General features: G+C 34.3%; 23 protein-coding genes. 10 read left to right on the top strand and 13 right to left on the bottom strand.

The window, feature by feature from the left end; translation table 11 throughout:
* Window positions 1–7: 7 nt before the first annotated feature.
* Together QNJ66_RS15035 and QNJ66_RS15030 are read right to left on the bottom strand one after the other, a co-directional pair.
* On the bottom strand, window positions 8–1390 hold the full coding sequence (locus QNJ66_RS15035) for a glycosyltransferase family 4 protein (RefSeq protein ID WP_300508359.1): 1383 nt from the start codon (window positions 1388–1390) through the stop codon (window positions 8–10).
* A 2-nt stretch (window positions 1391–1392) separates the two neighbouring features.
* Window positions 1393–2070, bottom strand: coding sequence for a glycosyltransferase family A protein (locus tag QNJ66_RS15030; protein ID WP_300508297.1), 678 nt, complete (start codon window positions 2068–2070; stop codon window positions 1393–1395).
* A gap of 27 nt (window positions 2071–2097) precedes the next feature.
* Between QNJ66_RS15030 and QNJ66_RS15025 the strand changes: the two genes are divergently transcribed.
* Window positions 2098–3120, top strand: coding sequence for a glycosyltransferase family 2 protein (locus QNJ66_RS15025; RefSeq protein WP_300508295.1), 1023 nt, complete (start codon window positions 2098–2100; stop codon window positions 3118–3120).
* Here the strand turns inward: QNJ66_RS15025 and QNJ66_RS15020 are convergent.
* Entirely contained in the window at window positions 3106–4260 is a 1155-nt protein-coding gene (locus tag QNJ66_RS15020) for a glycosyltransferase family 4 protein (RefSeq protein WP_300508293.1), read from the bottom strand. The two genes, QNJ66_RS15025 and QNJ66_RS15020, sit on opposite strands and share 15 nt — an antisense overlap.
* A 207-nt stretch (window positions 4261–4467) precedes the next feature.
* Between QNJ66_RS15020 and QNJ66_RS15015 the strand changes: the two genes are divergently transcribed.
* On the top strand, window positions 4468–5715 hold the full coding sequence (locus QNJ66_RS15015) for a glycosyltransferase (protein ID WP_300508291.1): 1248 nt from the start codon (window positions 4468–4470) through the stop codon (window positions 5713–5715).
* A gap of 16 nt (window positions 5716–5731) precedes the next feature.
* Here the strand turns inward: QNJ66_RS15015 and QNJ66_RS15010 are convergent, their stop codons facing one another.
* Window positions 5732–6424 carry a sulfotransferase family 2 domain-containing protein gene (locus QNJ66_RS15010; RefSeq protein WP_300508289.1) on the bottom strand — a complete coding sequence of 231 codons (693 nt, stop codon included), beginning with the start codon at window positions 6422–6424 and terminating at the stop codon, window positions 5732–5734.
* A gap of 176 nt (window positions 6425–6600) precedes the next feature.
* Between QNJ66_RS15010 and QNJ66_RS15005 the strand changes: the two genes are divergently transcribed.
* Window positions 6601–6795, top strand: a complete 195-nt coding sequence (locus tag QNJ66_RS15005) for a hypothetical protein (RefSeq protein WP_300508287.1) — start codon at window positions 6601–6603, stop codon at window positions 6793–6795.
* Between the two features lie 389 nt (window positions 6796–7184).
* On the opposite strand, the gene QNJ66_RS15000 is transcribed toward QNJ66_RS15005, so the two are convergent.
* The 3 genes from QNJ66_RS15000 to QNJ66_RS14990 all read right to left on the bottom strand — a co-directional run bounded on the left by QNJ66_RS15000 (window position 7185) and on the right by QNJ66_RS14990 (window position 10641).
* Complete coding sequence (locus QNJ66_RS15000) at window positions 7185–9011, bottom strand: ABC transporter ATP-binding protein (RefSeq protein WP_300508285.1); 1827 nt, start codon at window positions 9009–9011, stop codon at window positions 7185–7187.
* Entirely contained in the window at window positions 9008–10105 is a 1098-nt protein-coding gene (locus QNJ66_RS14995) for a hypothetical protein (RefSeq protein WP_300508283.1), read from the bottom strand. The genes QNJ66_RS15000 and QNJ66_RS14995 overlap by 4 nt, the downstream gene beginning before the upstream one ends.
* Before the next feature lie 89 nt (window positions 10106–10194).
* On the bottom strand, window positions 10195–10641 hold the full coding sequence (locus tag QNJ66_RS14990; protein WP_300508281.1) for a PqqD family protein: 447 nt from the start codon (window positions 10639–10641) through the stop codon (window positions 10195–10197).
* Between the two features lie 81 nt (window positions 10642–10722).
* Between QNJ66_RS14990 and QNJ66_RS14985 the strand changes: the two genes are divergently transcribed.
* The gene (locus QNJ66_RS14985) at window positions 10723–11619 is read left to right on the top strand and encodes an NAD(P)-dependent oxidoreductase (protein ID WP_300508280.1); all 897 of its coding nucleotides are present in this window, start codon (window positions 10723–10725) and stop codon (window positions 11617–11619) included.
* On the opposite strand, the gene QNJ66_RS14980 is transcribed toward QNJ66_RS14985, so the two are convergent.
* Window positions 11609–12517 (bottom strand): SMP-30/gluconolactonase/LRE family protein, encoded by a 909-nt coding sequence (locus QNJ66_RS14980; protein WP_300508278.1) that lies wholly within the window; start codon window positions 12515–12517, stop codon window positions 11609–11611. The two genes, QNJ66_RS14985 and QNJ66_RS14980, sit on opposite strands and share 11 nt — an antisense overlap.
* 211 nt (window positions 12518–12728) lie before the next feature.
* Between QNJ66_RS14980 and QNJ66_RS14975 the strand changes: the two genes are divergently transcribed.
* The 4 genes from QNJ66_RS14975 to QNJ66_RS14960 are packed head-to-tail and all read left to right on the top strand — an operon-like array spanning window position 12729 to window position 16038.
* Window positions 12729–13805: a hypothetical protein gene (locus tag QNJ66_RS14975; RefSeq protein ID WP_300508276.1), complete on the top strand. Its 1077-nt coding sequence runs from the start codon at window positions 12729–12731 to the stop codon at window positions 13803–13805.
* Window positions 13806–13833: 28 nt separating this feature from the next.
* Window positions 13834–14559: a class I SAM-dependent methyltransferase gene (locus QNJ66_RS14970; protein WP_300508274.1), complete on the top strand. Its 726-nt coding sequence runs from the start codon at window positions 13834–13836 to the stop codon at window positions 14557–14559.
* A 20-nt stretch (window positions 14560–14579) separates the two neighbouring features.
* The gene (locus tag QNJ66_RS14965; RefSeq protein ID WP_300508272.1) at window positions 14580–15323 is read left to right on the top strand and encodes a glycosyltransferase; all 744 of its coding nucleotides are present in this window, start codon (window positions 14580–14582) and stop codon (window positions 15321–15323) included.
* A gap of 22 nt (window positions 15324–15345) precedes the next feature.
* Window positions 15346–16038: a sulfotransferase family 2 domain-containing protein gene (locus QNJ66_RS14960; protein ID WP_300508270.1), complete on the top strand. Its 693-nt coding sequence runs from the start codon at window positions 15346–15348 to the stop codon at window positions 16036–16038.
* Window positions 16039–16050: 12 nt separating this feature from the next.
* Here the strand turns inward: QNJ66_RS14960 and QNJ66_RS14955 are convergent, their stop codons facing one another.
* The 5 genes from QNJ66_RS14955 to QNJ66_RS14935 all read right to left on the bottom strand — a co-directional run bounded on the left by QNJ66_RS14955 (window position 16051) and on the right by QNJ66_RS14935 (window position 21021).
* Window positions 16051–17325, bottom strand: a complete 1275-nt coding sequence (locus tag QNJ66_RS14955; protein ID WP_300508269.1) for a glycosyltransferase — start codon at window positions 17323–17325, stop codon at window positions 16051–16053.
* 3 nt (window positions 17326–17328) lie between these two features.
* On the bottom strand, window positions 17329–18045 hold the full coding sequence (locus QNJ66_RS14950) for a glycosyltransferase family A protein (RefSeq protein ID WP_300508267.1): 717 nt from the start codon (window positions 18043–18045) through the stop codon (window positions 17329–17331).
* Window positions 18038–18193: a hypothetical protein gene (locus QNJ66_RS14945; protein ID WP_300508265.1), complete on the bottom strand. Its 156-nt coding sequence runs from the start codon at window positions 18191–18193 to the stop codon at window positions 18038–18040. The genes QNJ66_RS14950 and QNJ66_RS14945 overlap by 8 nt, the downstream gene beginning before the upstream one ends.
* A gap of 138 nt (window positions 18194–18331) precedes the next feature.
* Window positions 18332–19840, bottom strand: a complete 1509-nt coding sequence (locus QNJ66_RS14940) for a glycosyltransferase family 4 protein (protein ID WP_300508263.1) — start codon at window positions 19838–19840, stop codon at window positions 18332–18334.
* A 2-nt stretch (window positions 19841–19842) separates the two neighbouring features.
* Window positions 19843–21021 (bottom strand): nucleotidyltransferase family protein, encoded by a 1179-nt coding sequence (locus QNJ66_RS14935; protein ID WP_300508262.1) that lies wholly within the window; start codon window positions 21019–21021, stop codon window positions 19843–19845.
* Window positions 21022–21401: 380 nt separating this feature from the next.
* Here QNJ66_RS14935 and QNJ66_RS14930 point away from each other — a divergent pair, with 380 nt between their 5' ends.
* Both QNJ66_RS14930 and QNJ66_RS14925 read left to right on the top strand, forming a co-directional pair.
* Window positions 21402–22010, top strand: a complete 609-nt coding sequence (locus tag QNJ66_RS14930; protein ID WP_300508357.1) for a DUF3038 domain-containing protein — start codon at window positions 21402–21404, stop codon at window positions 22008–22010.
* Window positions 22007–22660, top strand: coding sequence for a DUF4335 domain-containing protein (locus tag QNJ66_RS14925; protein WP_300508260.1), 654 nt, complete (start codon window positions 22007–22009; stop codon window positions 22658–22660). Before QNJ66_RS14930 ends, QNJ66_RS14925 begins: the two co-directional genes overlap by 4 nt.
* Window positions 22661–23002: the final 342 nt, after the last annotated feature.

The following is a 23002-nucleotide window of genomic DNA, read 5'->3' as shown; positions in this document are numbered from 1 at the left end:
TGAAAAATTAAACAGCTTGGGCAAGATAATCATGAATACGAGGGTGAGGAAAACCCAGTTTGATAGCAGCTTGCCATTCAGCGATCGCACTTTGTTTCTTCCCTTGTTTGTGTAAAATTAAACCAGACCAAAACCTTAAAAAACAGTCATTGGGATAATAGTTGCGGTATTGCACCACACCGCCCTCTCCCTGAGCGAGTAAGGTAGAAGCAGAAGCAATTTTTTGATCCGCAGCTAAGAGAATATCTAGATTATCATCTTGATAGCTTTGAGCAAATTCTTCTGCTGTTGTTCCTAAACTAAAAATAAATTTTTGGGCAGGAGTAGCAGAAAAACCTGACAGTTTTCGCTGATGCTTTGGTTGTGTTAGTAATTGATTATAAAGTGTCGCCAACTGGGTTACTGCTTTTTCTGGAGAAAAGTTGCTTTGGATAAACTGACGAGCATTTTTACCTAAGCGTTGTCTTTCTTGGGGATGATTGTAAAGGTAAGTAATAGCCTTTTGGTATGCTTCTAAACTGCTGACCAGTAAACCTGTTTTCCCATCTTCGACAATATGTTTGACTCCTCCATAGGGAAAGACAACCGGCGGAATTCCTGCATACATCGCCTCTTGTAAACTTTTTTCACTGGTAGCATAGGTTTCAGCACAAAGAGGATATCCAAAAACATCTAGTTGGGCTAAAACAGTTTTAATATTTTCGACATAGCCCCGAAACTGAAACTTCTCAATGATGCCATACTCTTGAGCTTGTTGTTCAAGTTCTGGGTTTTTGCCTCCACAGACAATTACCTGTAAGTCAGGAATATTAAGCCCTGCGTGCATCGATATATATTGAGGGTGCATTTTACTAAAGTTAGTCGTCCCAATATAACCAACGTTAAAACCACTATGGGGTAACAAAGATATCTGATGTAGTCGTTCAAAATCAGCGATTCCTGGGACAACAGAGGTGGCGTAATTTCGCATAACTGGAAGCTTAAGAGTCTCAGGACTGGTAGGAACCAGCAGATCCGCCAATTTTACTAACTCTGGGCTGACAATCTGAGGAGGCTGGTGGCCGACAATTTTGAGCCACAATAGTAAACGGTTCGGTGGTAAATCTTTTTGTAGTAACTCATATAGTCGAGGATGGTTCCAGAAATGAACTTGCACTATATCTGCATTCTCAATTTCTGCGTTTAGGGTAGAGGGGTTAGGTTGACGGATGACAGTCACTCCTAAACGTTTTGCTGAGATGAGGGCGATGGGATAGGCTTGAGATTCTAGGGTAATCACCCGATGCTGTTGGGGTAGGTTAGGCTGACGAGCATATTTAATCGCAGCTAATAAGGAACGAGTGGGACCCGCACCAGAAAGTTGAGGAATAATGTGGAGAATGCGAATCATCACTAACAAAGGTTACGCTGACGTTCAATAGAAGCCCGAACCACTTGAAATAACTCCTGCTTACTCACTCTGACGTTATTAGAGAGGTTAGTATGGTGGAGACGTTTACGGAGAAGAACGTCATCAAGGATTTTTATGGCAATGTTACTATCTTTCAGTCGGGCAAACCAGTCTGCATCACAACCGATATCATATTGTGGATCAAATAAGCCCACTGTTTGGAAGATTTCCCGTCTTACCATTAAAGTTCCAGGAGTGTAGCCAACTTGCGGTTGCTCGAGGGACTCCTGTTTAAAACCAGGGCGAAGAGAATAACTAGCTTCTAAGAAAAATTGTAGTTGGGCAACGCTTCCTTGAAAATCGGAATTTTCTAGATATTTCACTTGAGTTTCTAGCTTTTGAGGACTCCAGAGATCATCGTGGTCCAAAAAAGCGATCAGTTCACCTTGAGCAGCTAATATTCCTGTATTACGACCTGGGGCAAGTCCAAGGCTTTCTTGTTGAAGGTAACGGAGAGGATAGGATTTTGCGATCGCTGCCGTTTTATCTTCTGACTGACCATCGACTAGAATGATTTCATAATGGTCATAGGTTTGCGCCATGATACTTTCTAAGGCTTGGGACAGATAACGCTCCCCATTTCTAACCGTAACAAGAACGCTGACAAAAGGTTTGGCCATGTTTAAACTTAACCAGATATAAATACAATGTGGCAACTACAGACTCCCGTTGCTTTGTTTATTTTTAACCGACCAGAAGCCACTAAGCAAGTCTTTGAGGTAATTCGCAGGGTAAAACCCCCTATTTTATTCATTATTGCTGATGGTTGTCGCCCTAACCATCCCGAAGATCAAGCCCAATGTGCTGCAACTCAGGCGATGGTTGAAAACATTGATTGGGAATGTGACGTAATTCGCAACTATGCTGAGGAAAACTTAGGATGTGGTAGGCGCATTGCTTCTGGAGTCAGTTGGGTGTTCTCTCAAGTTCCTAGAGCTATTTTTTTGGAAGATGATTGTTTACCCGATCCCAGTTTTTTCCGCTTTTGTGAAGTGTTGCTGGATCATTATGCTGATGATCAACGAGTTACTCAAATTTGTGGTCATAACCGTTTAAGTCGTTGGCGTTGCTCAGAACAAAGTTATCATTTTTCTTACTATGGGAGTAGTTGGGGTTGGGGCAGTTGGCAGCGATCATGGCAATATTATGATTATGAGATGCGCCAATGGCAAGAGCAAAGGATTAGAGATGCGATCGCTCAATTACTAGGTGATACTCAACAAGTTGATTATTTCGCTTTGCGCTGTCAACAAACCCTAAACCGTTTGGATACTTGGGACTATCAATGGTCATTAGCGCAGTTAGCTAAGGGTGGACTATCTATTATTCCGGCGATGAATTTAGTAACTCACTCCGGAGTAGGGGAAAAGGCGTTACACACGAAAACCAATTCTATTTTACAGATGACTCAGCAGAATTATTCCTTAGAGTTCCCCTTGCATCATCCTGAAACAGTGGCAGTGGATCAAAACTATGTTGACCGTCATTTTGCTTGGAGTATAGGTCAACCTGACCCAGATACCTTACTAAATGTCATAGATCGGTTGTTAGAGATGAACCGCAAAACCTACGCCCTTATTGCCCTTCAACAAGCCCTCAAACGCCATCCCGAGCATCAGGGATTAAGAGGTTATCAGCAACGGGTCATAAGCAGTTTACGGCAAAATTAGATGTTGTTCGAGAAAACGAGGTGCGATCGCCTCCCAAGTAAAGTCTTGTTGTACTCGTTCTAAGGCCGCCTGTCCCATTTTTAAGCGTAGGGGTTGATCCAGTAAAAGTTGACGAATAGCTTGATAGGTGGGTTCTGCTTCGCTGGTGTCCACCAATAACCCTGTCACGTCTGCCATCACTGCATCCTTAACCCCTCCATTATCCCCACCAATGGAGGGTTTCCCTGCTAAGGCAGCTTCAAGGAAAACTATGCCAAAGCCTTCCCAGTCCGTCTGTGCTAATGTTCGGTTGGGCATCACAAATAAGTCACACAGTTCATAAAATGCCTGTTTTGTCAACTCATCCACCTGACCCATAAAATAGACTTGATTAAGTTGTAGCGATTGAGTCAGCTTTTGTAAAGCCTCTTTTTCCTTTCCGGAACCAATGATAAAGTAATGAACATGGGGAAATTCAGCTAATAATTTTGGCAAACTTTTTAAGACAAAATCAACACCCTTACGAGGAATTAGCCTTGCTACCGTTAATAAAACCAACTGATCTTGTAAATGAAACTGTTCTCTGAGATCCTTAGCTAAGGAGATTATAGCTTCATAATTAGAGATGGCATTAACCCCAGGATAAGCAACATGAACAGGGGTTTCTTCGCCAACAATGGTTTCCACTAATTGACAAGTGGGTAAACTCACCCCATAAATAGCCTTAGCTTGTTTTAAGTCCTTTTCTCGCCAGTTTTGGAAGCGGTTATAAACGGGAGAAAACAACTCTAAACCATAAGCAAAAACGGAGTAAGGAATTTCCAAATTTTGCAAGAGTTCGCACCAAAAATGGGTTTCAACGTTCCAAACACCGATAAAAACTTGCAAATTATCCGATAATTCAGCTATCATCCCTTTTAAAAAGGCTGTTCGTTTTTTAATCCGCAGCATTTCTAAGCTTGGGTTTCTGGGTGTCGAGTCCGAAGGAATAACCTGTAGTGTATAATCATGTTCCCAAGTCTCTGATACGGGAACGGAAGAGATCACCATAGCAGGATAACTCTGGGCAATGTTTTGCCAAAGTTGATGTAAATACTCGGCAATTCCACCTGTTAACGGTTTAAAATCAGGTGTTAGTAACAAAAAAGTGGCTTGGCTCATGGTGTTGTTATTGTACCTGAAAAATATCACCGACTAATTATAAGTAGTCTGACATAAGTAAACAGCACTGTATTAACTTATGTAAACATAGCTTTAGCCTTACTTCTGCCTCCTGCCTCCTGCCTCCTGCCTCTTCTCAACTGTAACGTTTATTTTTGTCCAGGTACTTATATTTTATTGTTATCTTTTTCTATTTTCTGTTCTAAAATGCCGGAAAAACAATTACTTTTTGACTTAGGAAGCTATGGACATCATCCCAGTTATCTTCGCTGTATTATCGAGTATTTTAATCAGCAGTCTTGGGATTTTGAGTTAGAAATAGTGGTATCTCGGCACTTTTTCCAGAGACACTCGGATGTGGTGGAATTAGCTAAAAAAGCACAAGTCAACTGCATAGCTATTACTGAGACAGAACAGGAACAATTTGATACAGCAAAATCTAAGCTAGGAGTGAAGTTTTTTGATTTATTACAGTCTCAAAAATCTAATTCTGGTTTTGAAATTGAATTTGATCTATTTCGCCACTATGCTGAGGTTTTAAATGTAGATCATGCCATCATTCTTTATTTAGATGATGGTCGCTTATTGAATGCAGCAAAGGCTGATTTTCCTTGTCCTTTTTCGGGTATTTATTTTACTCCTCAGTTTCATTATCCCAAGTTTCCAGAACATCCACCTGATAAAATTCGTCAAGCTTATTATCTGCAACAGAAACTGATTATTGCCCGCTTTTTACGTCATGCTCAATTAGACACTTTATTTTGTTTAGATCCCTTTGCAACTGAGGAAATGAATCGGCAAAATAAGACTGATAAAGTTGTTTTTTTGCCAGATCTAGTTCGTAAACAAAAGTCAGAAGTATCTACTATTACTCACTTAAATATAGATACTGAGCGTCAAGTTTTTCTTTTATTTGGTTCTCTGGGCAAACGCAAAGGAATTTATGAAATTCTGCAAGCAATTCTCTTGTTATCTCCTGAACTTTGTCAACAAATTTGTCTCTTAGTAGTGGGACAAGCTGAACCTAATACAGACATTAATTTATTAAAGTCACGAGTCAATTTAGTACGAGAACAAAAACCTGTTCAAATTATTGAGAAATATGAGTTTATCCCTGATCAAGAAGTCCTCAGTTACTTTAAACTAGCAGATGTAATCTTAACAGCTTATCCTCGTCATGCAGGAATGAGTGGAATTCTCTTTTTAGCAGCGATCTCAGGTAAACCGGTATTAAGTTCTAACTTTGGTTTAATGGGAGAAATAACCCGTCGCTATCAATTAGGATTAACAGTGGATGCAGTCGTTCCAAAAGCTATTGCTGAGGCTTTACAACACTGCTTAAAAACTGCACCTGAATCTTTGTGTAATTATCATAAAATGCAGCAGTTAGTAGAGGAGCATTCCCCCGAAAATTTTGCTCAAATGCTTTTAAATAAATACTTTAAAAGTAAATAATAAATAATAATTAAAATCAAGATTTTTCAGGGAAAGAATAGCCAAAAAATTCTATATCTTCTCGAAAATAATCATACAACATCTTCTGAGTTTCTTTTGTATAATAATCTCTATAATCTTTTTTAGCATGGGGATTGCGATTAACATGAGGAAGTTTTATATCTAAGTTTAGGGTTTTACAAATAGTCTGAAAATCAACTTCTATGTTCTCAAAACGACCAACAAAATCAATAATTACTTCACCATTATAATCAGTGATAAACTCCTTTTGTTGAGTCTGATTTGAGTCATGAACTAACCAGTCAATATAGTTTTCAAAATTGCCTGCTTTGCTAACTGCTTCATGTTGAAAATGCTTAGTATCCCTAAGAATATGATGATAAAGTGACGCTTGATGAGTCCAAGGATTACGGACAAAAGCAAATTTAAAATAGTTATCTAGAGAAAAAGGACGGGAGAAGAAATTACTCTTAACTTTTTCTTGTAATTTATTTACAGCTTGAAAAGAATGTGTTTTTTTGACATTATAACTTTTTTGCATTAATTGATAATTATACACGACATCTTTAGCTCTAGTATTACCAGAAAAAAGGTGACTTATTAAAACATCGGTAAGAGGTATCCGCGATCGCAGAGCAGATTTTATACTGGTTCCCCCGGTTTTGTGAATATGGATAAAAATAAATTTATACTTGTTTGAGATCAACATAAAAATAATTTTGATTACGAATTCTTGACAAATTATACCCTTGGTAGTCAATTGTGCATAACTGTCCGTTTTTTTGATAAACTTTATCAATAATTTTGTTGTACAATATCTTTTTTTAATTTAGACTTAACTTAAAGTTAATCTTAACTTGACGTTTTTATATTATGGAGAAAAATATGGTTACCATCTGCATTGGAATGGTCGTGCGTATTATTTACCCTGACTATGCTAGAGGTTTTGAAGGACTTATCGAAGCAAAAGAAAAGAAAGGACGGTGGTTGGTCAGATTAGAGCAAAATCCGTTGAATTATCGTCCTGAATCAATTTTATTGTCTCTTGAAGAGGTAGAGTTTGAAGTGATAGAACAGTGAACAGTGACCAGTTATCGTCGAAAACTGTACCCAGGGAGTATGGGGGGATGGATTCCCCCATATAAGGAATATTTAGCAGTAAAACCTGCGTAGTATTGAAAAATAGTTTTAATGCCTGATGGTACTGCTCGTAGTGCTATACCGCTACGCGAAAGTCAAAAGGCAAAAGGCAAAAGGCAAAAGTAGGCCAGAAAAGGATTTTAAGGTTTATCAATGTCCTAACTAAAATGCGTAGTGCTATAATAGACAGTAGTGCTTCTGTCTATCGAAAAGTAATTTTAATGGTTCCGGCTGCCTCAGTTGCTTTATTGATTGCTACTTTAATCCTTGTGGTTCGTTAATCAAAACTGTGTTGCTCTCCCGTTTGGAAAACGGGAGATTCATTATAATTATTCCCGATAATTTTTGGCTTGAGTTTCAAAAAGATGAGCATAATAACCAGAATCAGCTATTAAACTTTTATGGGTTCCTTCTTCTATTAAATTACCGTCTTTTAAAACATAAATATAATCTGCCATCTTCACCGTTGATAATCGATGAGTAATCAAAATAGCAGAACGTCCTTGTAAAAGTTCACGAAATTTTTGAAATATTTGAGCTTCTGCTTTAGGGTCTAAAGCACTGGTAGGTTCATCTAAAATAATCAGTTGTGAATCTCTAAGACAAGCTCTTGCAATCACTAATTTTTGCCATTGTCCAATACTTAATTCTTCTCCTTTTTGTAATTGTTTACCCAAGATTGTTTCATATTTTTGAGGAAATTTTTGAATCACTTCATCAATTCCTGAATAACGGGCAACTTCATTAATTTTAGGATTATCAAGAGAATAGTCAATGTTACCAAACCAAATATTTTCCTTAACACTGAGGTGGTATTTGACATAATCTTGAAAGATGACGCTAAATTGACGACGTAATTCTCTCACAGAAAAATCCTTTAAATCAACTCCATCCAAGGTAATTTTTCCTTTAGTTGGGTCATAGAGACGACAAAGTAATTTAATTAAAGTGGTTTTTCCTGAACCATTTTCTCCGACTAAAGCAATCACTTCCCCCGGACGAATTTGTAAGTTAATCTCTTTAAGAGCAGACCGATAACTATGGGGATACTGAAAAGATACATTGTGAAAGTTAAAGCCTTTTTGTATTTGCTTGGGAATTTGACAAGGATTAAGAGGTTCTTTCATTTTAGGCTGAAGAGAGAGGAATTCATAAAAATTATTTAAGTATAAATTATCCTCATATAATCCGCTTAAACTGCCAAAAATTTTCCAAAGTGAACCATAAGCTCTCTGGAAAAATTGATGATACATCACCAAATCTCCCAATGTTAGTTTTCCTTGAAACGCTTGATAAGCAATAAAACCATAAACTCCCCAAATTACTAAAACTGAAACACTTTCAGTAAAAACATTAATTTTAGCCCATTCTAAACTAATATTAAGTTCTTCTCTAATCAGACGTTTTTTTAATTTTAAGAATCGTTCTTTGAACAAATGACCTAAATCAAAAATACGAATTTCTTTCACATAACTATCATTAGTCATTAATCTACCATAGTAGTTAGCTAATCTTTGAGTACCTGTTCGTTTTTGCTCCCACTCATAAACCTTTTTTGTCATTTTAAAGCGGATATAGATTCGGGGAATTACTGTAATTAGAATGAGCAAAGGAAGTCGCCAATCAAAAAGGACAAGTATTCCACCAATGGTAGTTAAACCTAATAAATTTCGACTTGATTCAACTAAACGCTCAATTAAACTATTACAACGAGAGGCTGATTGTTTGGTGGCGCGGGCTAACATATTATAATATTCTGGATCTTCGTAATATTCCAGATCCATTTCTATCGCTTTTGAGTGTAAAATATCATTAACATATTCAATTACTAACTTAGATTGAAATTTTTTGATTATATTCCCTAAAGAGTTAAATAAAGTGATTAATAAAGAAACAAATATAATAGCAATAATAGGTGTTAAGAAAGACTGATAATCGATGTTTTCTTGTCCAGTTTTTATTTGTTTACTAATGACATCTATCAAGATTTTGTTGAGATAAATAACAATTAAAGGTAAACCCTCTTGTACAAAAATCAGTAAGCCCCGAGCGAGAGTCCAACGTGGTGAACTTTTCCAGATTAGCCCTAAAGCTTTTCCTAAGTGTAATGTTTCTCTTAAATAGTTAAAAATCGTATTAACTTGGGAGGCATTCATGATATTTCGTCATTAAATAATTGGTCAATCAGTTTAACATTTTCTTGAAAATCTTGGCTCAATTCTAATTCATAACAGGGTATTTTCTTCAGTAATTTAGATAACAAAGTGAGTGAATCTTGATTAGCATAGGGAACTTGTAAAATACTAGAAGGTGCAAAATTTTTCAAAGCTTTAGCTGGACTAATTTTTTGCAGTTTAGCATTTTGGTGATGACTAATAGATAGGAGAAGAGTTGCTTTTAAAGTAAATTTTTTTACTATTTTTTCAGCAAATAAATTAGATAAAAAAACAACAGATTTTTCAGCTTCTATAATGTCTAAAAGGTTGGATTTATTGTGCAGTTTATAGAATTTTTGTAGCTCTTCTAATTGTCTTAATTTAGCAGTATTATATAAACTATGAACCGTGGGGATAGGCTCTAAGCTAACAGCACAGTAATCATCACTTGCATAAGAAAAAGAGTCTTGCAAACAAGATAAGGTAGTGGTTGATTTACCACTTCCTCCTTTTCCTAGCATTAAAATACCTTGCTCATTTTTGCCAATAGCCCCTGCATGAACATATTGATAACGATGTTTTTGCAGCCACCATGCTAAGAGCATTCTCAGGGGAGATCCTTGTTCATAATAAGGTAACTTATTAGCATCTTCTATCCAAAAAAGTCCTAAACTTTCTTGTTGATCTAGTAAGTTTAAATTATCAGGATTAAAATGAATTCCACTGTAAATTCGCTCATCGTGGTAGTTCCTAATTTCACCTCTTGGGGCAACGAAATCCCATGTTTTTTGATGAAGTAGTTCTAAAAGATCCCTAATTAAAATAGGTAAAGTTGTTGCTGTACTTACATCATCCCATAGACATATTGTAAAGTGGGGATGACTCACAGATTTAGTTTTTAAATGGGCAAATGCAGGGGTCATTTGCTGAAATAATCTATCTCCTGCAAATTGGAGGCAAATAACAAAACAATCAAATTGAATATAATATTTAATCAGTTTCGTCTTTGATATAGCCTGTAAAAAAACACCATAGACCAGTTTAAAATAATTAACCCGATCTTCTTCTAAAGAGGTGATATTAGTTAGTGACATGAACAGAGGATGATGTTTGAAAAAAATTTCTTATCTTTGTAAAAAGGCTTGACTTACTCAAGCCTTTCGACTCAAATTACTATTAATAATTAAGCAACATCATCCATTTTAGCATTTGGCCAACCTTCGTCGCTTACTTCATGAATTGGATCTAATAATAACAAGTCTTGCATATCAGTATACACTTCTAAAAGTGGTTCTTCAAAAATGGTTTTTTCGTTGCTTTTTGCTTGTTCTAGAGTGGTAGTTTCTTTTAATGTTTTTAGATTACTAACCGTGATCAAATCTTCTTCTTTAAGACGAGTAAGAAATTGCTCAATTGCTAACCGAATGGTTGAAGACTCACCTTCATATTTCTGGCAAAGTTCTTCTGTTAGTTGATCAACAGAAAGCTCTCTTTCAATACCACTCCAAATATCAATACCACTCTTTAAAAAACTATAGTAAGTCCCCTGTTCAAGATGGATGATAACGACCTCTCCATCTAACGTTTCATGGACAACATTAGGACTATTGATTTGATAGCGTTCTGACATTTTTACTCCTGTATATTAATTTTTGCTTAAGTAGACGTTAAATGATAGCATGGTTTGTACAATTTGGCACTGAACCAAAAAATGAAAAAAATTATTATTACTGGTGCTTCAGGGACGGTAGGAGAAGCAGTAGTGGAGGTTTTGAGAGAAAAGTATCAACTGATTTTGTTCGATCAACAGCCTCATCCTCGGTTTCCTGTGGAAATTATCGACATTTCTGATGAGCAAATGCTTAAGCAAAAATTACCACCTGCGGATATCTTAATTCATTTAGCAGCGATTCCTCAAGAAGATCATCCTATGGTAATCTTAAAAAATAATATTCAAGGAACTTTAAATATTTTTGAAGTAGCTAAAAGTAAAAATATTAAAAAGATCATTTTTGCCAGTTCAATGATGACTTATGGAGGATATGACAAGGGACTTAAAAAACCTTCTCAACCTTTACATCCTAAGTTTCATAATTGGCCAAAGACTCATTATGCAGTAAGTAAACTCTACGGAGAAAATTTAGGTCAAGTATATGCCACTAACCACAATATTTCTGTTATTTGTATCCGTTTAGGATGGTATCCTAGAATCCCTACTAACTCAGAACAGATTGAACGAGGTTCTCAAGCATTAATTAGTGTTGAAGACTGTAAAAGATTATTTCAGGCTTGTGTTTCAGTGGAAGATATCAGTTTTGCTGTTGTTAATGGATTCTCTCAAGGCGCAAAAGATTACTATAATTTGAGATTAACTCGAAAAATATTGGGTTTTTATCCTCAAGATAATCTAAGAGAAACAGTTCGACAACATTTAATTAGACTGAACCTTGATCCTGAGTCTGTAAAAATACCTTCTGCTGCTTCTCGCTTTTTTATGAATCAATTTATAATTCCAGCAAAAAAGCTTTTAAATCTTACAAAAGATTACAAAAAATCAATCAAAAAGTTTATTAACGCAATTAAGCTTTCTGTTAAATTCATAGACTAATTCCTGGTATATTAACTCGTATTTTGTAAACCGAGGTACGAGCCGTAATATATAAACTTTGCCAATCAGCATCTCCCCAAGCACAATTAGCTGGTATTTCTGGTAGCTTAATCCATCCTAAATGATCCCCTTGAGCATTAAACACCCAAATCCCTCCTGCACCAGTACAATATATATTATCTTCTTGATCAACTTTCATGCCATCTGGACAGCCGGGCTGATTTATTTTCAAATTATAGGCAGTTTTATGCTCACTTAATAAACCGTTTTCTTCTACCCGAAAAACTCGTAAATGATGGCATTCTGAATCATCAATATATAGTAAACTTTCATCTTTTGAAAAGGCTAAACCATTGGGTCGTTGAAAATCTTTTGCTACCAAAGTTATATTATTAGTATTAGGAGACCAGCAATACACTCCTTGATGTGGTTGTTCTTGTTGTTCTAATGAAATACCGTAGGGAGGATCAGTAAAGTAAATCAAACCATCACTACGCACAACAACGTCATTAGGACTATTCAATTTTTTACCTTCAAATTGATTCGCTATGATAGTAATCGAGCCATCGGTTTCGGTTCTAGTTACTCTTCTTGTTTCATGTTCACAGGCAATTAATCTTCCTTGAAGATCTCTCGTTAAACCGTTGGATTTATTGCTAGGCTCTCTAAAAATCTTCACCTTACCATCGGTAGTTAACTGATAAATTTTATTGGCTGGAATGTCACTAAATAGTAAACAGCTTTCTTCCTTTAACCAAATGGGACCTTCGGTAAATTCAAATCCTTGAGCGACCCTCTCAATCTTTACATTTTTAGGAAATAACTGTTTAAATTCTGGTGATTTAGGTTCCAAATCACTACGGAAAATTTGAGTGAAATTATTGAAAAATGACCGCATTATGATATTATAAAATACTCCCGTCTAAACTATAGCAGTTTTTACACTTTGGCGCACAACTAAAATAGATTCTATGCTGGGAGTTTCACTCACAATTTGAGGTTTTAGTGGCTATCTCAAATGTGAAACCTAAAGCCACTGAAATGTAAAGCCGTCATTCTAATACGGGGTTTCAAACCCATTTTTTTCGATGATTCAGCGTGAAGTAAATTTGACAACTGATAACAAGGATCGTTTAGCATACTTAAATCTAGTATCCCAAGGGTTTCAAAGGGCCGAACAAGCAGTATCAGGAAGTCACTCCTGCTACATAGAAATTGGACAATATAAAATCTGCTTAAAATTTGCTGGAAATGTCCTGATTCCTTTTGTAAAGCCCTCTATTGCCCATTTAATGACGGAGGAAACCCAAAATCCTGATTTAACCATTCATTTATGGGATAGCATTTCCACTGACACTTCTCTACCCTTACTTTTATCTAGTTTAGTCACACTTTTGGGTAGTAAATGGTGGAAATATGAGGATAAACGGGGTGAAATAGATAATTATAGCGGTGATTTCCTCAAAACAGCTTTTTATCCCTATCCTAATCGTTTAAGTGTTCTCGATTTAGCCCAAAATGTGGCTTATTATTGGGTAGAAGATGCTCAAGAGACTCCTTATTATGAAATGGGGGCTAGTTTGAGGGTTATTCTTCATTGGTGGCTAAGTCAGCGTCAGTTACAATACGTTCACGCAGGTGCAGTAGGAACCAAAGAAGGTGGGGTATTAATGGCAGGAAAAGGGGGAAGTGGAAAATCGACAACGGCTTTAACCTGCTTAAATTCTGGTTTATCCTACGCTAGTGACGATTATTCCCTGGTACAGCTAAATCCTCAGCCTCATGTTTACAGTTTATATAATACTGCTAAATTAAAAGGAAAAGAAGATTTAGTGAGATTTCCTCAATTAGCCTCTAAAATTCGTAATAGCGATCGCTTAGATACGGAAAAAGCTTTATTATTTGTTCATGAACATTTTCCTGAAAAAGTGATTAATGAGTTTCCTTTAAAAGCAATTTTAATTCCCTATGTAACGGGAAAACCAGACACTCACCTTATACCTATTTCGGCAGGGAAAGCTTTAATTGCTCTTTCTATTAGTACCATTTTCCAGTTACCAGGAGCTAACCAAAATGCTTTAAATTTTATGTCTAAATTAGTTCAAAAAGTTCCCTGTTATCAATTAGCTTTAGGAACAAAAATGGAGCAAATTCCTGAGACTATTTTAAAACTTCTTTCTGCCTAATCATTTAATTCTACCTGATATTATTAAAATGAAACCTCATCAAAGAACAACAATTCAAGAATTAATTAAGAAAAAAGTTCTTAATTCAGATGATTTTATCGAAAAACTAAGAGCAGGAAACGCAGGAATGTTACTAATAGGTAATATTTGGTGTTTTGATTATGCTATTTCCCATTTACCTAGTGATTCACCAATTGTTGAAATTGGCTCATTTTCAGGTTTATCGACTAATTTAATTATCTATTTAAAATCCAAATATAAACAAGAAAATAAGGTGATTTGTAGCGATCCTTGGGACTTTAATGCTGGACATCCTGAAGAAAAAATTGCTGATCATCCCTATCTTACTTGTCAGGATTATAGTAATTATATCAAGGAAAACTTTATACGAAATGTCTTATTTTTTAGTAAACACGATCTTCCCTATGCTATTGAATCTAATTCAGATACATTTTTTAAATATTGGGAAAAAGGGGAAGTTGTTCAAGATATTTTTGAACGTTCAATTAAATTAGGAGAATCGATTAGTTTTGCTTATATTGATGGCAATCATAGTTATGATTATGCTGCTCGTGATTTTGAAAATGTAGATCGTTATTTGGAAATTGATGGCTTTATTTTGTTTGATGATTCTTCAGATAAGTCAGACTCTGAAGTGTGTAAATTAATGGAAGAAATAATCGAGTCAAACCGTTATGAAGTAATTAAAAAAGCTCCTAACTATCTTGTCAAAAAATTAAGCCACAAAAAATAATCAATAATTAGATAATCATCATGAATCAAACTTCTACTATTCCTAAAATTATTCACCAAACATGGAAAACCCCTGATATTCCCTCCGAGTTTTATAGTTTACAACAAACATGGAAGGAACATCATCCAGACTGGGAGTATCGTTTCTGGACAGATGAAGATAACCGTAATTTAATTGCAGAACATTATTCATGGTTTTTACCCATTTATGATAATTATGATCGAGGTATTAAAAAGGCCAATGCTGTTCGGCATTTTATTATGTATCATTATGGTGGATTATATGTTGATCTCGATTTTGAATGTTTACAAAATTTTGATCAATTATTAGCTGATAAACAACTGGTATTTGGTTTAGAACCCCCTGATCATCTTGAGACACCGGGGAGTCTTAGTCGGGGTTTTGATAAGCTAGTTTGTGATGCTTTAATTGCTTCTCAACCTCTCCATCCTTTCTGGAAACATTTGTTTGATTATTTGCTTAAATATCAAGAATCTCCTGACGTTTTAGATGCTGTTTCTGTGTATTTAGTTACTCGTGCTTATAATAGTTATCCACACCCAGAAACAATGACGATTTTACCTAGCAATTATTTTTATCCTCTTACCATAAAAGCGTCACGGCAAGATTATTTAAAAAATAAAGATTTTCGTCAACAAATATCTCCAGAAACCTATGCAATTCATCATTGGAGTGGTTTATGGCGTAAAGAATTTACCCTTGAGTTAGTCAAACAGAAATTAAGACAGCGAAGAAACAGTTAACTAAGCTTATCTTTTTGATTTTATGCAAATTTCTTTTAAACATAATTTTATTTTTATTCATATTCCCAAAACTGCAGGATCTAGTATTACGCAATATCTAAACGAGTACCTCACGGAAGAAGAAAAAACTCTATCTCAGAAGTTTCCTAGTCATGCTACAGCGCAAATGATTCAAGATAAACTGGGAGAGATTCAATATAATAAAATGTTCAAATTTGCCTTTGTTAGAAATCCGTGGGAGCATCAATTTTCTTTATATAATTATATATTGCGTGCGCCTTTTCATCCTAGTTACTCTAAAGTAAGTCAGTGTAAATGTTTTTCTGAGTATGTTTATAATGTTTTAGATAATGATCCACAACCTTGTCAAAAAGATTATTTAATTTCTCCAAATTTAGACAAAGTTATTGTCGATTTTATAGGCAGATTTGAAAATATAAACTTGGATTTTCAGAAAATTTGTTATCATCTTAATCTCCCTCAAAGACCCTTACCTTTTATTAATAAAAACCCGATTACTTCCCAATCATATTTTGAGCATTATACTCCAGATTTAATCAATTTAATTGGAAAAAAGTTCCAGAAAGATATAGAATATTTTGTGTATAAATTTCCTTTTAAGAGTCAAGAGAAAGAGAAAATAAAAAATCAAGAAAAAAGGAGAAATTTAGAAAGCATTAAATATCAGTTAAAAATCAAGAAACGTCAACTATGAATTATCCATTATTTAATTCTGAAGAAGAATATTACTAAATTTTTCAGGTGAATGTTCTTGAGAAAATTGTTGCGCTGAAATTGTCTCAAAATTAATGGTTTTGCTGTTGTTTAGATAGTTTTTAATTCCATTTGCAATTTCTTCGGGGTTAGTTGCGTTTATGGTAATCCCTAGATGATGATTATTAACCAGTTTACCCACTAAACCATAATTGGAAGCTAAAACGGGTTTCTCATAAGCAGATGCTAATAATAAAACCCCACTCATTCCTACATGACGAGGATAAGTTATTAACACAATATCTGTTAATTGAAAATATTCAGACAGTTTTGCATCGGGAATAAACTGATTATCCTGAATCAATTGTATCGGTTTTTTATCTTGGACATAGTTAATTCTTTCTTGTAATAACTCTACATTTTGTGTTTCTAAATTATTAATTTTTCCTGCTAAAATTAAACAAATTTGTTGACATTCTTGATCCGATAGTAACAAAATAGACTTTAAAAGTTGATTCATTCCTTTTCTTTCACTCAATGAACCAAATAAAAGAAAAATAACTTTCTCTTGACTAATTTGATATTTTTTTCTTAAAACTTTATTGTCTATTTCTTGATATTTTTTTGATACTGGATCAGGTAAATAGCTAATTTTATCAGTTTTAAATTTAGATTTAATTTCTTGAACTGCAAAAGTATCAAGACAAAATAAATTATGCAATTGAGGATGATCTAAGAAACGTTTTATAATCATTTTTTGTCGTAGTTGATTGGTTTTTTCTATTTTTGCATCAAATTGATTATTATCAACCTTATAATGAAATCTCGGGGTAAAATAAATCCCTGAAAATGGACAGAAAAAATTCATCTGAGAAGCAACTAACATTCGCTGATCATCTAAATACATAATCATAGATTGACTCGCTTGAGTTTTCTCAGCATAATGATTAAATAATTTTAATTCTAAAGTTGCATAAGAGGTATCATTTTGATTATTTCCTAAAAAGCGAATCATATCTAAACCGAGATTTTCTCTAGCTATTTTTAGCTGATCTTCTTCTGCTTCTGTAATGGGAATAAATCTAACATTTTCTAACTTATAAATGTTAACTAATTGAACAACATCATTATGATTTTTGATAAATTTAGGAGAGACAACAATATCTAGAGTCTGGGATAAGTTCTGTTCATAATAATAGGTTAATAAATATTTGAAGTAACTGGAATGATGTCCATAGGTTCCGACATCAAAGATTATCAGTTTTGAGGATAGATTATTATTAGTCATAGTTTACTGGTTTAAATTTCGTTTTTGAGCAATAGACTTTCTGACGATCATTAAGTATTCTGAAATAGCTTGCTGACGTTGTTTAATTCCTTTATTGGTTTTATGAATTCGCCTTTTCATAATTGTATCTGGAAGCATGACTATTTGGATCTTTAAATCCATTGCCCTTTTATACCAATCCATAAATTCTCCTACAACTGTGTTAACATCAAACTCGCCTACCTTGAAAAAAGCCTGTTTTTTAATTAATAAAGCTGACATCAAAGTTCCCACCATTGGTTGTTGTGGACAAGAAATTTCCTGTTTAATAGTTTCAGATAATTCGGGACTAATAAATTGTTGAACGTAACCAGAAACCATCTCAATCTCTGAGTTTTGTTGAAAGGTTTTGACTTGCAACTCTAACTTATTAGGTAACCAAAGATCATCAGCATCCAAAAAGGCTAAATAGTTACCCTTTGCTAATTTAATCGCTTCATTTCTGGCCACTGCACTTCCTTGATTAGTTTGATAATAATAGCGAATGGATGGGAATGTTTTAACAACCTCAGCCGTTTGATCGGTTGAACCATCATCCATGACAATAATTTCAGAAATGGGATAAGTTTGTGTCAAAATACTGTTAATTGCTTCTCCTAAATATTTTTCCCCGTTATAGACAGGAATAATGGCACTTATAGACAGTTTCGGGTGAGATAAACCAAGATCAATGTTAGTCATAATTATATTTCCTCAAAGTGTGACTAAATATATCATTAAGATGAGAAATAGTATCAGGTTTTAATTTTGCTTTATAGTCTCCAGGAGTAACTTTGCGAATACGAGAAAAAGGATTTTCTCTTGAAGGTATAATATCATGTTTTTTCACAATTTCTTGTATATCACTTTTTGGGAAAGTAAGTTCTAAAAACAAAGGAATAGCTTCGATATATTGAAATTTATTAAAAACAATATTTTGCTCTTATATTTGCTCATAATTTTTTAAAATATTGTCTTTATTTGTATTTTAAGAATAATAATCTAACATATTCTTGGCCTCTCCGAAAGAGGGATCAGCATTAATAACTTCTTGTAAAGATGTTTTCATTAAATCAAAAGCTTTAACTTTTTCAAATGCTTTGGCTAAATACCAATGAATTCTCCAGTGAGGAAATCCTAATTGTATGGCTTTTTTAAAATAAGCGATCGCTCTAATATTTTGCCCTTGTTTTTGCCAAACTAATCCCCCCCAAAACGATAAATAAGCGTCTTTAGAATAGTAACGTTGATAATGCAAAATTCCTCCTCCACTAATATTATATAAAACAGGTGAAGAGGAAGCAATTATGCTATCAGACTCTAAAAGTTCTTGAATGTTATCACTGCTTAAACTTTTGCAAAAGGGATCAGCATATTTGTCTAAAGTTTGTCTGAAAATGTCAGATCCTACATCGGAATTAAACGAAAGTTGATGAAGGGTTTTAGGCAATTCTATTGTTTCTTGATAAAGCTGCTTCCATTGTCCCATAATTAAATCATGAGCAAAGTTTTTTTGTGCATATATTTTAGCATTATCGCCCAATCTTTTTCTTTCTTGAGGATTTTCATAAAGATATAAAATTGCTTCTTGATATTCTTTTTCTGAATGAACAATTAAACCTGTTTCTTGATGAATAACAGTTCTTTGTGCGCCCCCATAAGCAAAAATAACAGGAGGAATACCCACCCACATAACTTCTTGTAAGACTAATTCAACCGTAGAATAATTATTAGGACATAAAGGATAACCAAAAACATCTATTTTTTCTAGAAAGGACTTAATATTTTTAATGTATCCTAAAAATTCAAATTTATCAGATACGTTTAATTTTTCAGCTTGTTTTTGTAGTTGTAAACACCCTGTTTCATCACCAGCAACTAAAAATCTAATATTAGGAATATTGATATCACCATTCATTTGTATATAATTCGGATGAATTTTAACTGGGTTAGTTGTTCCTAAATAACCAACAACAAATTCTTGATGTTCTTGAGATGCAAAATTCTCTAAACGCGCAAAATCACTAATAGAATAAATGGACTTTATCTTTTCTAATTTAACTGACTCTTTTAGACTAGCAAGAGATTGAATTTCTAGAGTATAAGGACTAGAAGCAATCACTTTGTCTGAATTATTAATCAGCATTTTAGGAAGGATATGAGGAGGAGTATTTCCTGCAATATGTAACCAGATTATTAGTCGATGAGGTGGCAAAGAAGAAGCCAAAAATTCATACATTTCGGGACTATTCCAAAAATGGACTTGAACAATATCTGCTTCTTCTATTATTTGTTTTATTTCAGTTTCATTTCCTTCTATAATCTTATCTTGAAGGCCAGTTAATTGTTCGTTTTGAAAACCAGAAAGATTAGGGGGTAATAAAGAAAGAATCTGGTGTTTAAAACGAGAATCTAAGCTACAATACTTAATTAGGGATAACATAGCCCTAGCAGCACCCCCACAAGATAGTTGTTGAATAACATGAAGAATTTTCATTATTAACCTTTGACAAATTTCCTTAAATATTTAGATGAACGAGTAAGTATTTGTTGGGGTAGTTCCCAATAAGAATTAAGTCTCCATTCTCTTTTCAAATAGATGAAAAATCCTCGTAGTTTTGACAGATTATTTTTTTTATAAATATCTGTTCTTGTGTATCGTTCATAACGATAATTTAAGCGTTGGAAAAATGGATTTATTTTTTTATACTTTCGTAACCAAAATTCAAATTTATCGGAGGGGGTAATTAAAATCTCATCTATAGTCTTATCAAGCTTTTTATTCTGATGAAACTGCTCTAAAAAATTGAGCATTTTTATGATTTTATGCTTTTTCAAAATAAGATGAATATTATTAGCTTTCAGTAAGTACGATATTTTATTCCAATCGATTAAATAATGATTATTTTTTAATAAGTTAACAAAATTGACACTCCAACTTGCTACGTTTACATCGTCTCCGAGAATAGATAATAGATAATATAGTTGATAAGTTGCATTTAATACAGAAACTTGATGATTATTAAATTCTATTACCTCCAGTTCTTGCTTAAAAATGTATTCCGATGAAATGATATGATAACTATTTTTACTCTCCATTTTCCAAAAAAGTTCAATTATTTTTATATCTTGACTAACATTCTCATTTTCAAGTCTGGTAAAACTAAATTCTTCCAGTAAAGCTTCGCAAATAAATCCTTTCGGTTTCCATCCCTCTTTTTCTAACATATCAATTGTTTTTAAAACATCATCAGGAGCAACCAAAAGGGCTATATTAGAAACATTAAGTTTAATACTATCTTGATATAAAAATAGTAACAAGCCAATATTATTTAACAAAGTAAACGGGATCTGATTTTTTTGCAGTTGTTCAATTAATGTTGCTATTACCTGAACTTTTATTTGATTTTTAACCCAAGAGTAACGTGCAACTCCCTTCAGTTTAGGAATAAGTTCATCTTCAATTTCTAATTGACATAGACGAGAAATTAGAAGTGAAAAAACTTTATAATTTGCAGAAGATAAAGAGTCTTTTTCAACCTCATTTCTAAGACTTTGCCATGCTAATTTTGCCTCCATATCTTCTGCAAATATGACAGATAATAGCAAACAAATACTTGGATTAATAAAATGATTTTCTCGAAACAGAAAAAGCTTACTAGGTAAGAGTTTATTCATAAGTCAATCTTGCTTAAAATCAAATAACTAAAATTATCAGTTGGTTTAGTAATAATTACTCTGTAATATACTTGTAAGTTTAATTCTAATAACTGTATTTTTGTTTAAAAAAGTGTATCCTATAACACCAATATTGGTCAACAAAGTTAAATTTTGATAACAATTGAGCCTAATTACCAACGAGATAATGGGGCTTTGAGAAACGTACTACAAATTTTTTATTTTTTATGCTATGATAAGTTAGGGTGCTACACTTATGTCTAAATTTTTTAAAAAAGTCGAGCCAGCCAGATTTACTAATTTACTAATATTTACAATTTTGATTCAATTTAAGCTATCATATCGGATGCTATGGTAGATGAGTGCAACTTTTAATTGTAATGGCCGATTCTAATTCTTCTGTTGAATCAAAACCTATTATCTTAGATACTTTACCAGATTTTACCATTTCTGGACAACGGTGTGCTGGTCGTATTCAACAACACATCGACCTTTTACTACTTGCTCTTGAAGCATTAGAATTGGGTGCATCAGAGCAAATGTTAGCAACTGTCAAACATTTTAATCTGGAGAAAATCATCAAAAATCGCATTGCCCTCTGGCGATTGCGTTCTACTAATCCTTGGCGACGAGCTTATACCCGTGATAGTTTAAGCATAGAACAAGCTAAAGCCTTAGTAATCATTGCTAATTATCGAGTGAAACCCTTAACCGTGCAAATTCGTCAATTGTTACTGGCAGAACAGCAAATGCACGAAAAAGGCTTACCGGTGACTTGTCATTTTCTTTTAGCCGAATATTTAGATCAATTCCGAGCTCATTTTCGCAGTCGAATGAACTCTCGTCGGGCTAAAGTATCGGTTTATTTGAGTTCAGAAAAGCAGTTAAACGAACTTGCCCTATTTTTGCTTAAGCAGCTATTATTTTGTACAGGCACTGCCGGAATGCAACGGTTTTGGATTAGTTTATTTGATGGGGAGGTTGCGTGAATATTCAACGTCAGTATAATTTGCCCAATTGTACCCTTGTGTTGCAAGGGCTAACGAATAATACTCCAACAGATAATAGTGATCCTCGGCCTGTACTATCGATTTTAGTCAATACTGAATGTCGATTTTTGGGAATTTCCCAGAAACTCCAGGGGGGTTCTAGTTTACTAGAAAATTTAGTAAAAACTGTCAGTGAATATGCTCAAGGGTACCTGAGTGGTATTCCTCATCCTGTTCAGAGTTTATCAGAAGAAGATAAGATTAACCTTGAGAGTGTCCCAGGGCAACATCTTCATCGCTTAACTTGGTATCCTTCCTCTCAAACAGATAATCCTGTAGAAATAAACTTAACAACGGTGCAATTATTTGATTTAGTTGAAGCAATCGACCAATTTGTAGCTGATGGTGTTACCTTACCCAACTTAACCCTACAATTAAAACCCTTATCCCGTCGTTATCGTCCCCCAGATGAACCCTTGGCACAAAGGGCCGTTCCTGCTACTTTAGGCATTGCTAGTTTAGTGGTGGCAGCTTTTGCTTTGTTCTTTATTCCTTCCCCTGAAGTTAAAGAACCCGAACCAGATTTATCAGTGCCAACCACAGAAACCACACCATCAGAAGAAACTCCTTCTGAGACTCCTCCTCAATAAATGCTGCTGACGAGGAGAGGGGGTGACGAAACATTGAACATTGAACATCTTTCATTTTGGTTTCAAGGCTCTCCCTTTAGGGAGAAAGAAGTTTGGGAGAGGTTTCAAGCCTACTTCCAAACGAATGATAAATGATAAATGAAATGACGGGGAGAAGATTTACGAAATGTTTCCTTTAATCATCAAGTTTTTGGACAAAATCTGCGTCCTATTGCGTATGATATTTAACAGGGATGTCAAAAGAAGTCCCCATCTATAAATTCTAAAAGAATACCCAAATTTTAGATGGGGATGAATTTTGACCAATATATTAACGTGCAAAGCACAACCTTGCTTAGATGA

The sequence above is a fragment of the Crocosphaera sp. genome, from assembly GCF_030064895.1.
Lineage (GTDB): Bacteria > Cyanobacteriota > Cyanobacteriia > Cyanobacteriales > Microcystaceae > Crocosphaera.
The sequence above is the reverse complement of the archived record's forward strand: the minus strand, read 5'-3'. Positions and strand labels throughout refer to the sequence as shown.

Excerpts from the sequence above, each read along its gene's own strand:
- QNJ66_RS15035 (WP_300508359.1), bottom strand. The coding sequence starts at position 1,390 with ATGATTCGCATTCTCCACATTATTCCTCAACTTTCTGGTGCGGGTCCC.
- QNJ66_RS15030 (WP_300508297.1), bottom strand. The coding sequence starts at position 2,070 with ATGGCCAAACCTTTTGTCAGCGTTCTTGTTACGGTTAGAAATGGGGAG.
- QNJ66_RS15025 (WP_300508295.1), top strand. The coding sequence starts at position 2,098 with ATGTGGCAACTACAGACTCCCGTTGCTTTGTTTATTTTTAACCGACCA.
- QNJ66_RS15020 (WP_300508293.1), bottom strand. The coding sequence starts at position 4,260 with ATGAGCCAAGCCACTTTTTTGTTACTAACACCTGATTTTAAACCGTTA.
- QNJ66_RS15015 (WP_300508291.1), top strand. The coding sequence starts at position 4,468 with ATGCCGGAAAAACAATTACTTTTTGACTTAGGAAGCTATGGACATCAT.
- QNJ66_RS15010 (WP_300508289.1), bottom strand. The coding sequence starts at position 6,424 with ATGTTGATCTCAAACAAGTATAAATTTATTTTTATCCATATTCACAAA.
- QNJ66_RS15005 (WP_300508287.1), top strand. The coding sequence starts at position 6,601 with ATGGTTACCATCTGCATTGGAATGGTCGTGCGTATTATTTACCCTGAC.
- QNJ66_RS15000 (WP_300508285.1), bottom strand. The coding sequence starts at position 9,011 with ATGAATGCCTCCCAAGTTAATACGATTTTTAACTATTTAAGAGAAACA.
- QNJ66_RS14995 (WP_300508283.1), bottom strand. The coding sequence starts at position 10,105 with ATGTCACTAACTAATATCACCTCTTTAGAAGAAGATCGGGTTAATTAT.
- QNJ66_RS14990 (WP_300508281.1), bottom strand. The coding sequence starts at position 10,641 with ATGTCAGAACGCTATCAAATCAATAGTCCTAATGTTGTCCATGAAACG.
- QNJ66_RS14985 (WP_300508280.1), top strand. The coding sequence starts at position 10,723 with ATGAAAAAAATTATTATTACTGGTGCTTCAGGGACGGTAGGAGAAGCA.
- QNJ66_RS14980 (WP_300508278.1), bottom strand. The coding sequence starts at position 12,517 with ATGCGGTCATTTTTCAATAATTTCACTCAAATTTTCCGTAGTGATTTG.
- QNJ66_RS14970 (WP_300508274.1), top strand. The coding sequence starts at position 13,834 with ATGAAACCTCATCAAAGAACAACAATTCAAGAATTAATTAAGAAAAAA.
- QNJ66_RS14965 (WP_300508272.1), top strand. The coding sequence starts at position 14,580 with ATGAATCAAACTTCTACTATTCCTAAAATTATTCACCAAACATGGAAA.
- QNJ66_RS14960 (WP_300508270.1), top strand. The coding sequence starts at position 15,346 with ATGCAAATTTCTTTTAAACATAATTTTATTTTTATTCATATTCCCAAA.
- QNJ66_RS14955 (WP_300508269.1), bottom strand. The coding sequence starts at position 17,325 with ATGACTAATAATAATCTATCCTCAAAACTGATAATCTTTGATGTCGGA.
- QNJ66_RS14950 (WP_300508267.1), bottom strand. The coding sequence starts at position 18,045 with ATGACTAACATTGATCTTGGTTTATCTCACCCGAAACTGTCTATAAGT.
- QNJ66_RS14940 (WP_300508263.1), bottom strand. The coding sequence starts at position 19,840 with ATGAAAATTCTTCATGTTATTCAACAACTATCTTGTGGGGGTGCTGCT.
- QNJ66_RS14935 (WP_300508262.1), bottom strand. The coding sequence starts at position 21,021 with ATGAATAAACTCTTACCTAGTAAGCTTTTTCTGTTTCGAGAAAATCAT.
- QNJ66_RS14930 (WP_300508357.1), top strand. The coding sequence starts at position 21,402 with ATGGCCGATTCTAATTCTTCTGTTGAATCAAAACCTATTATCTTAGAT.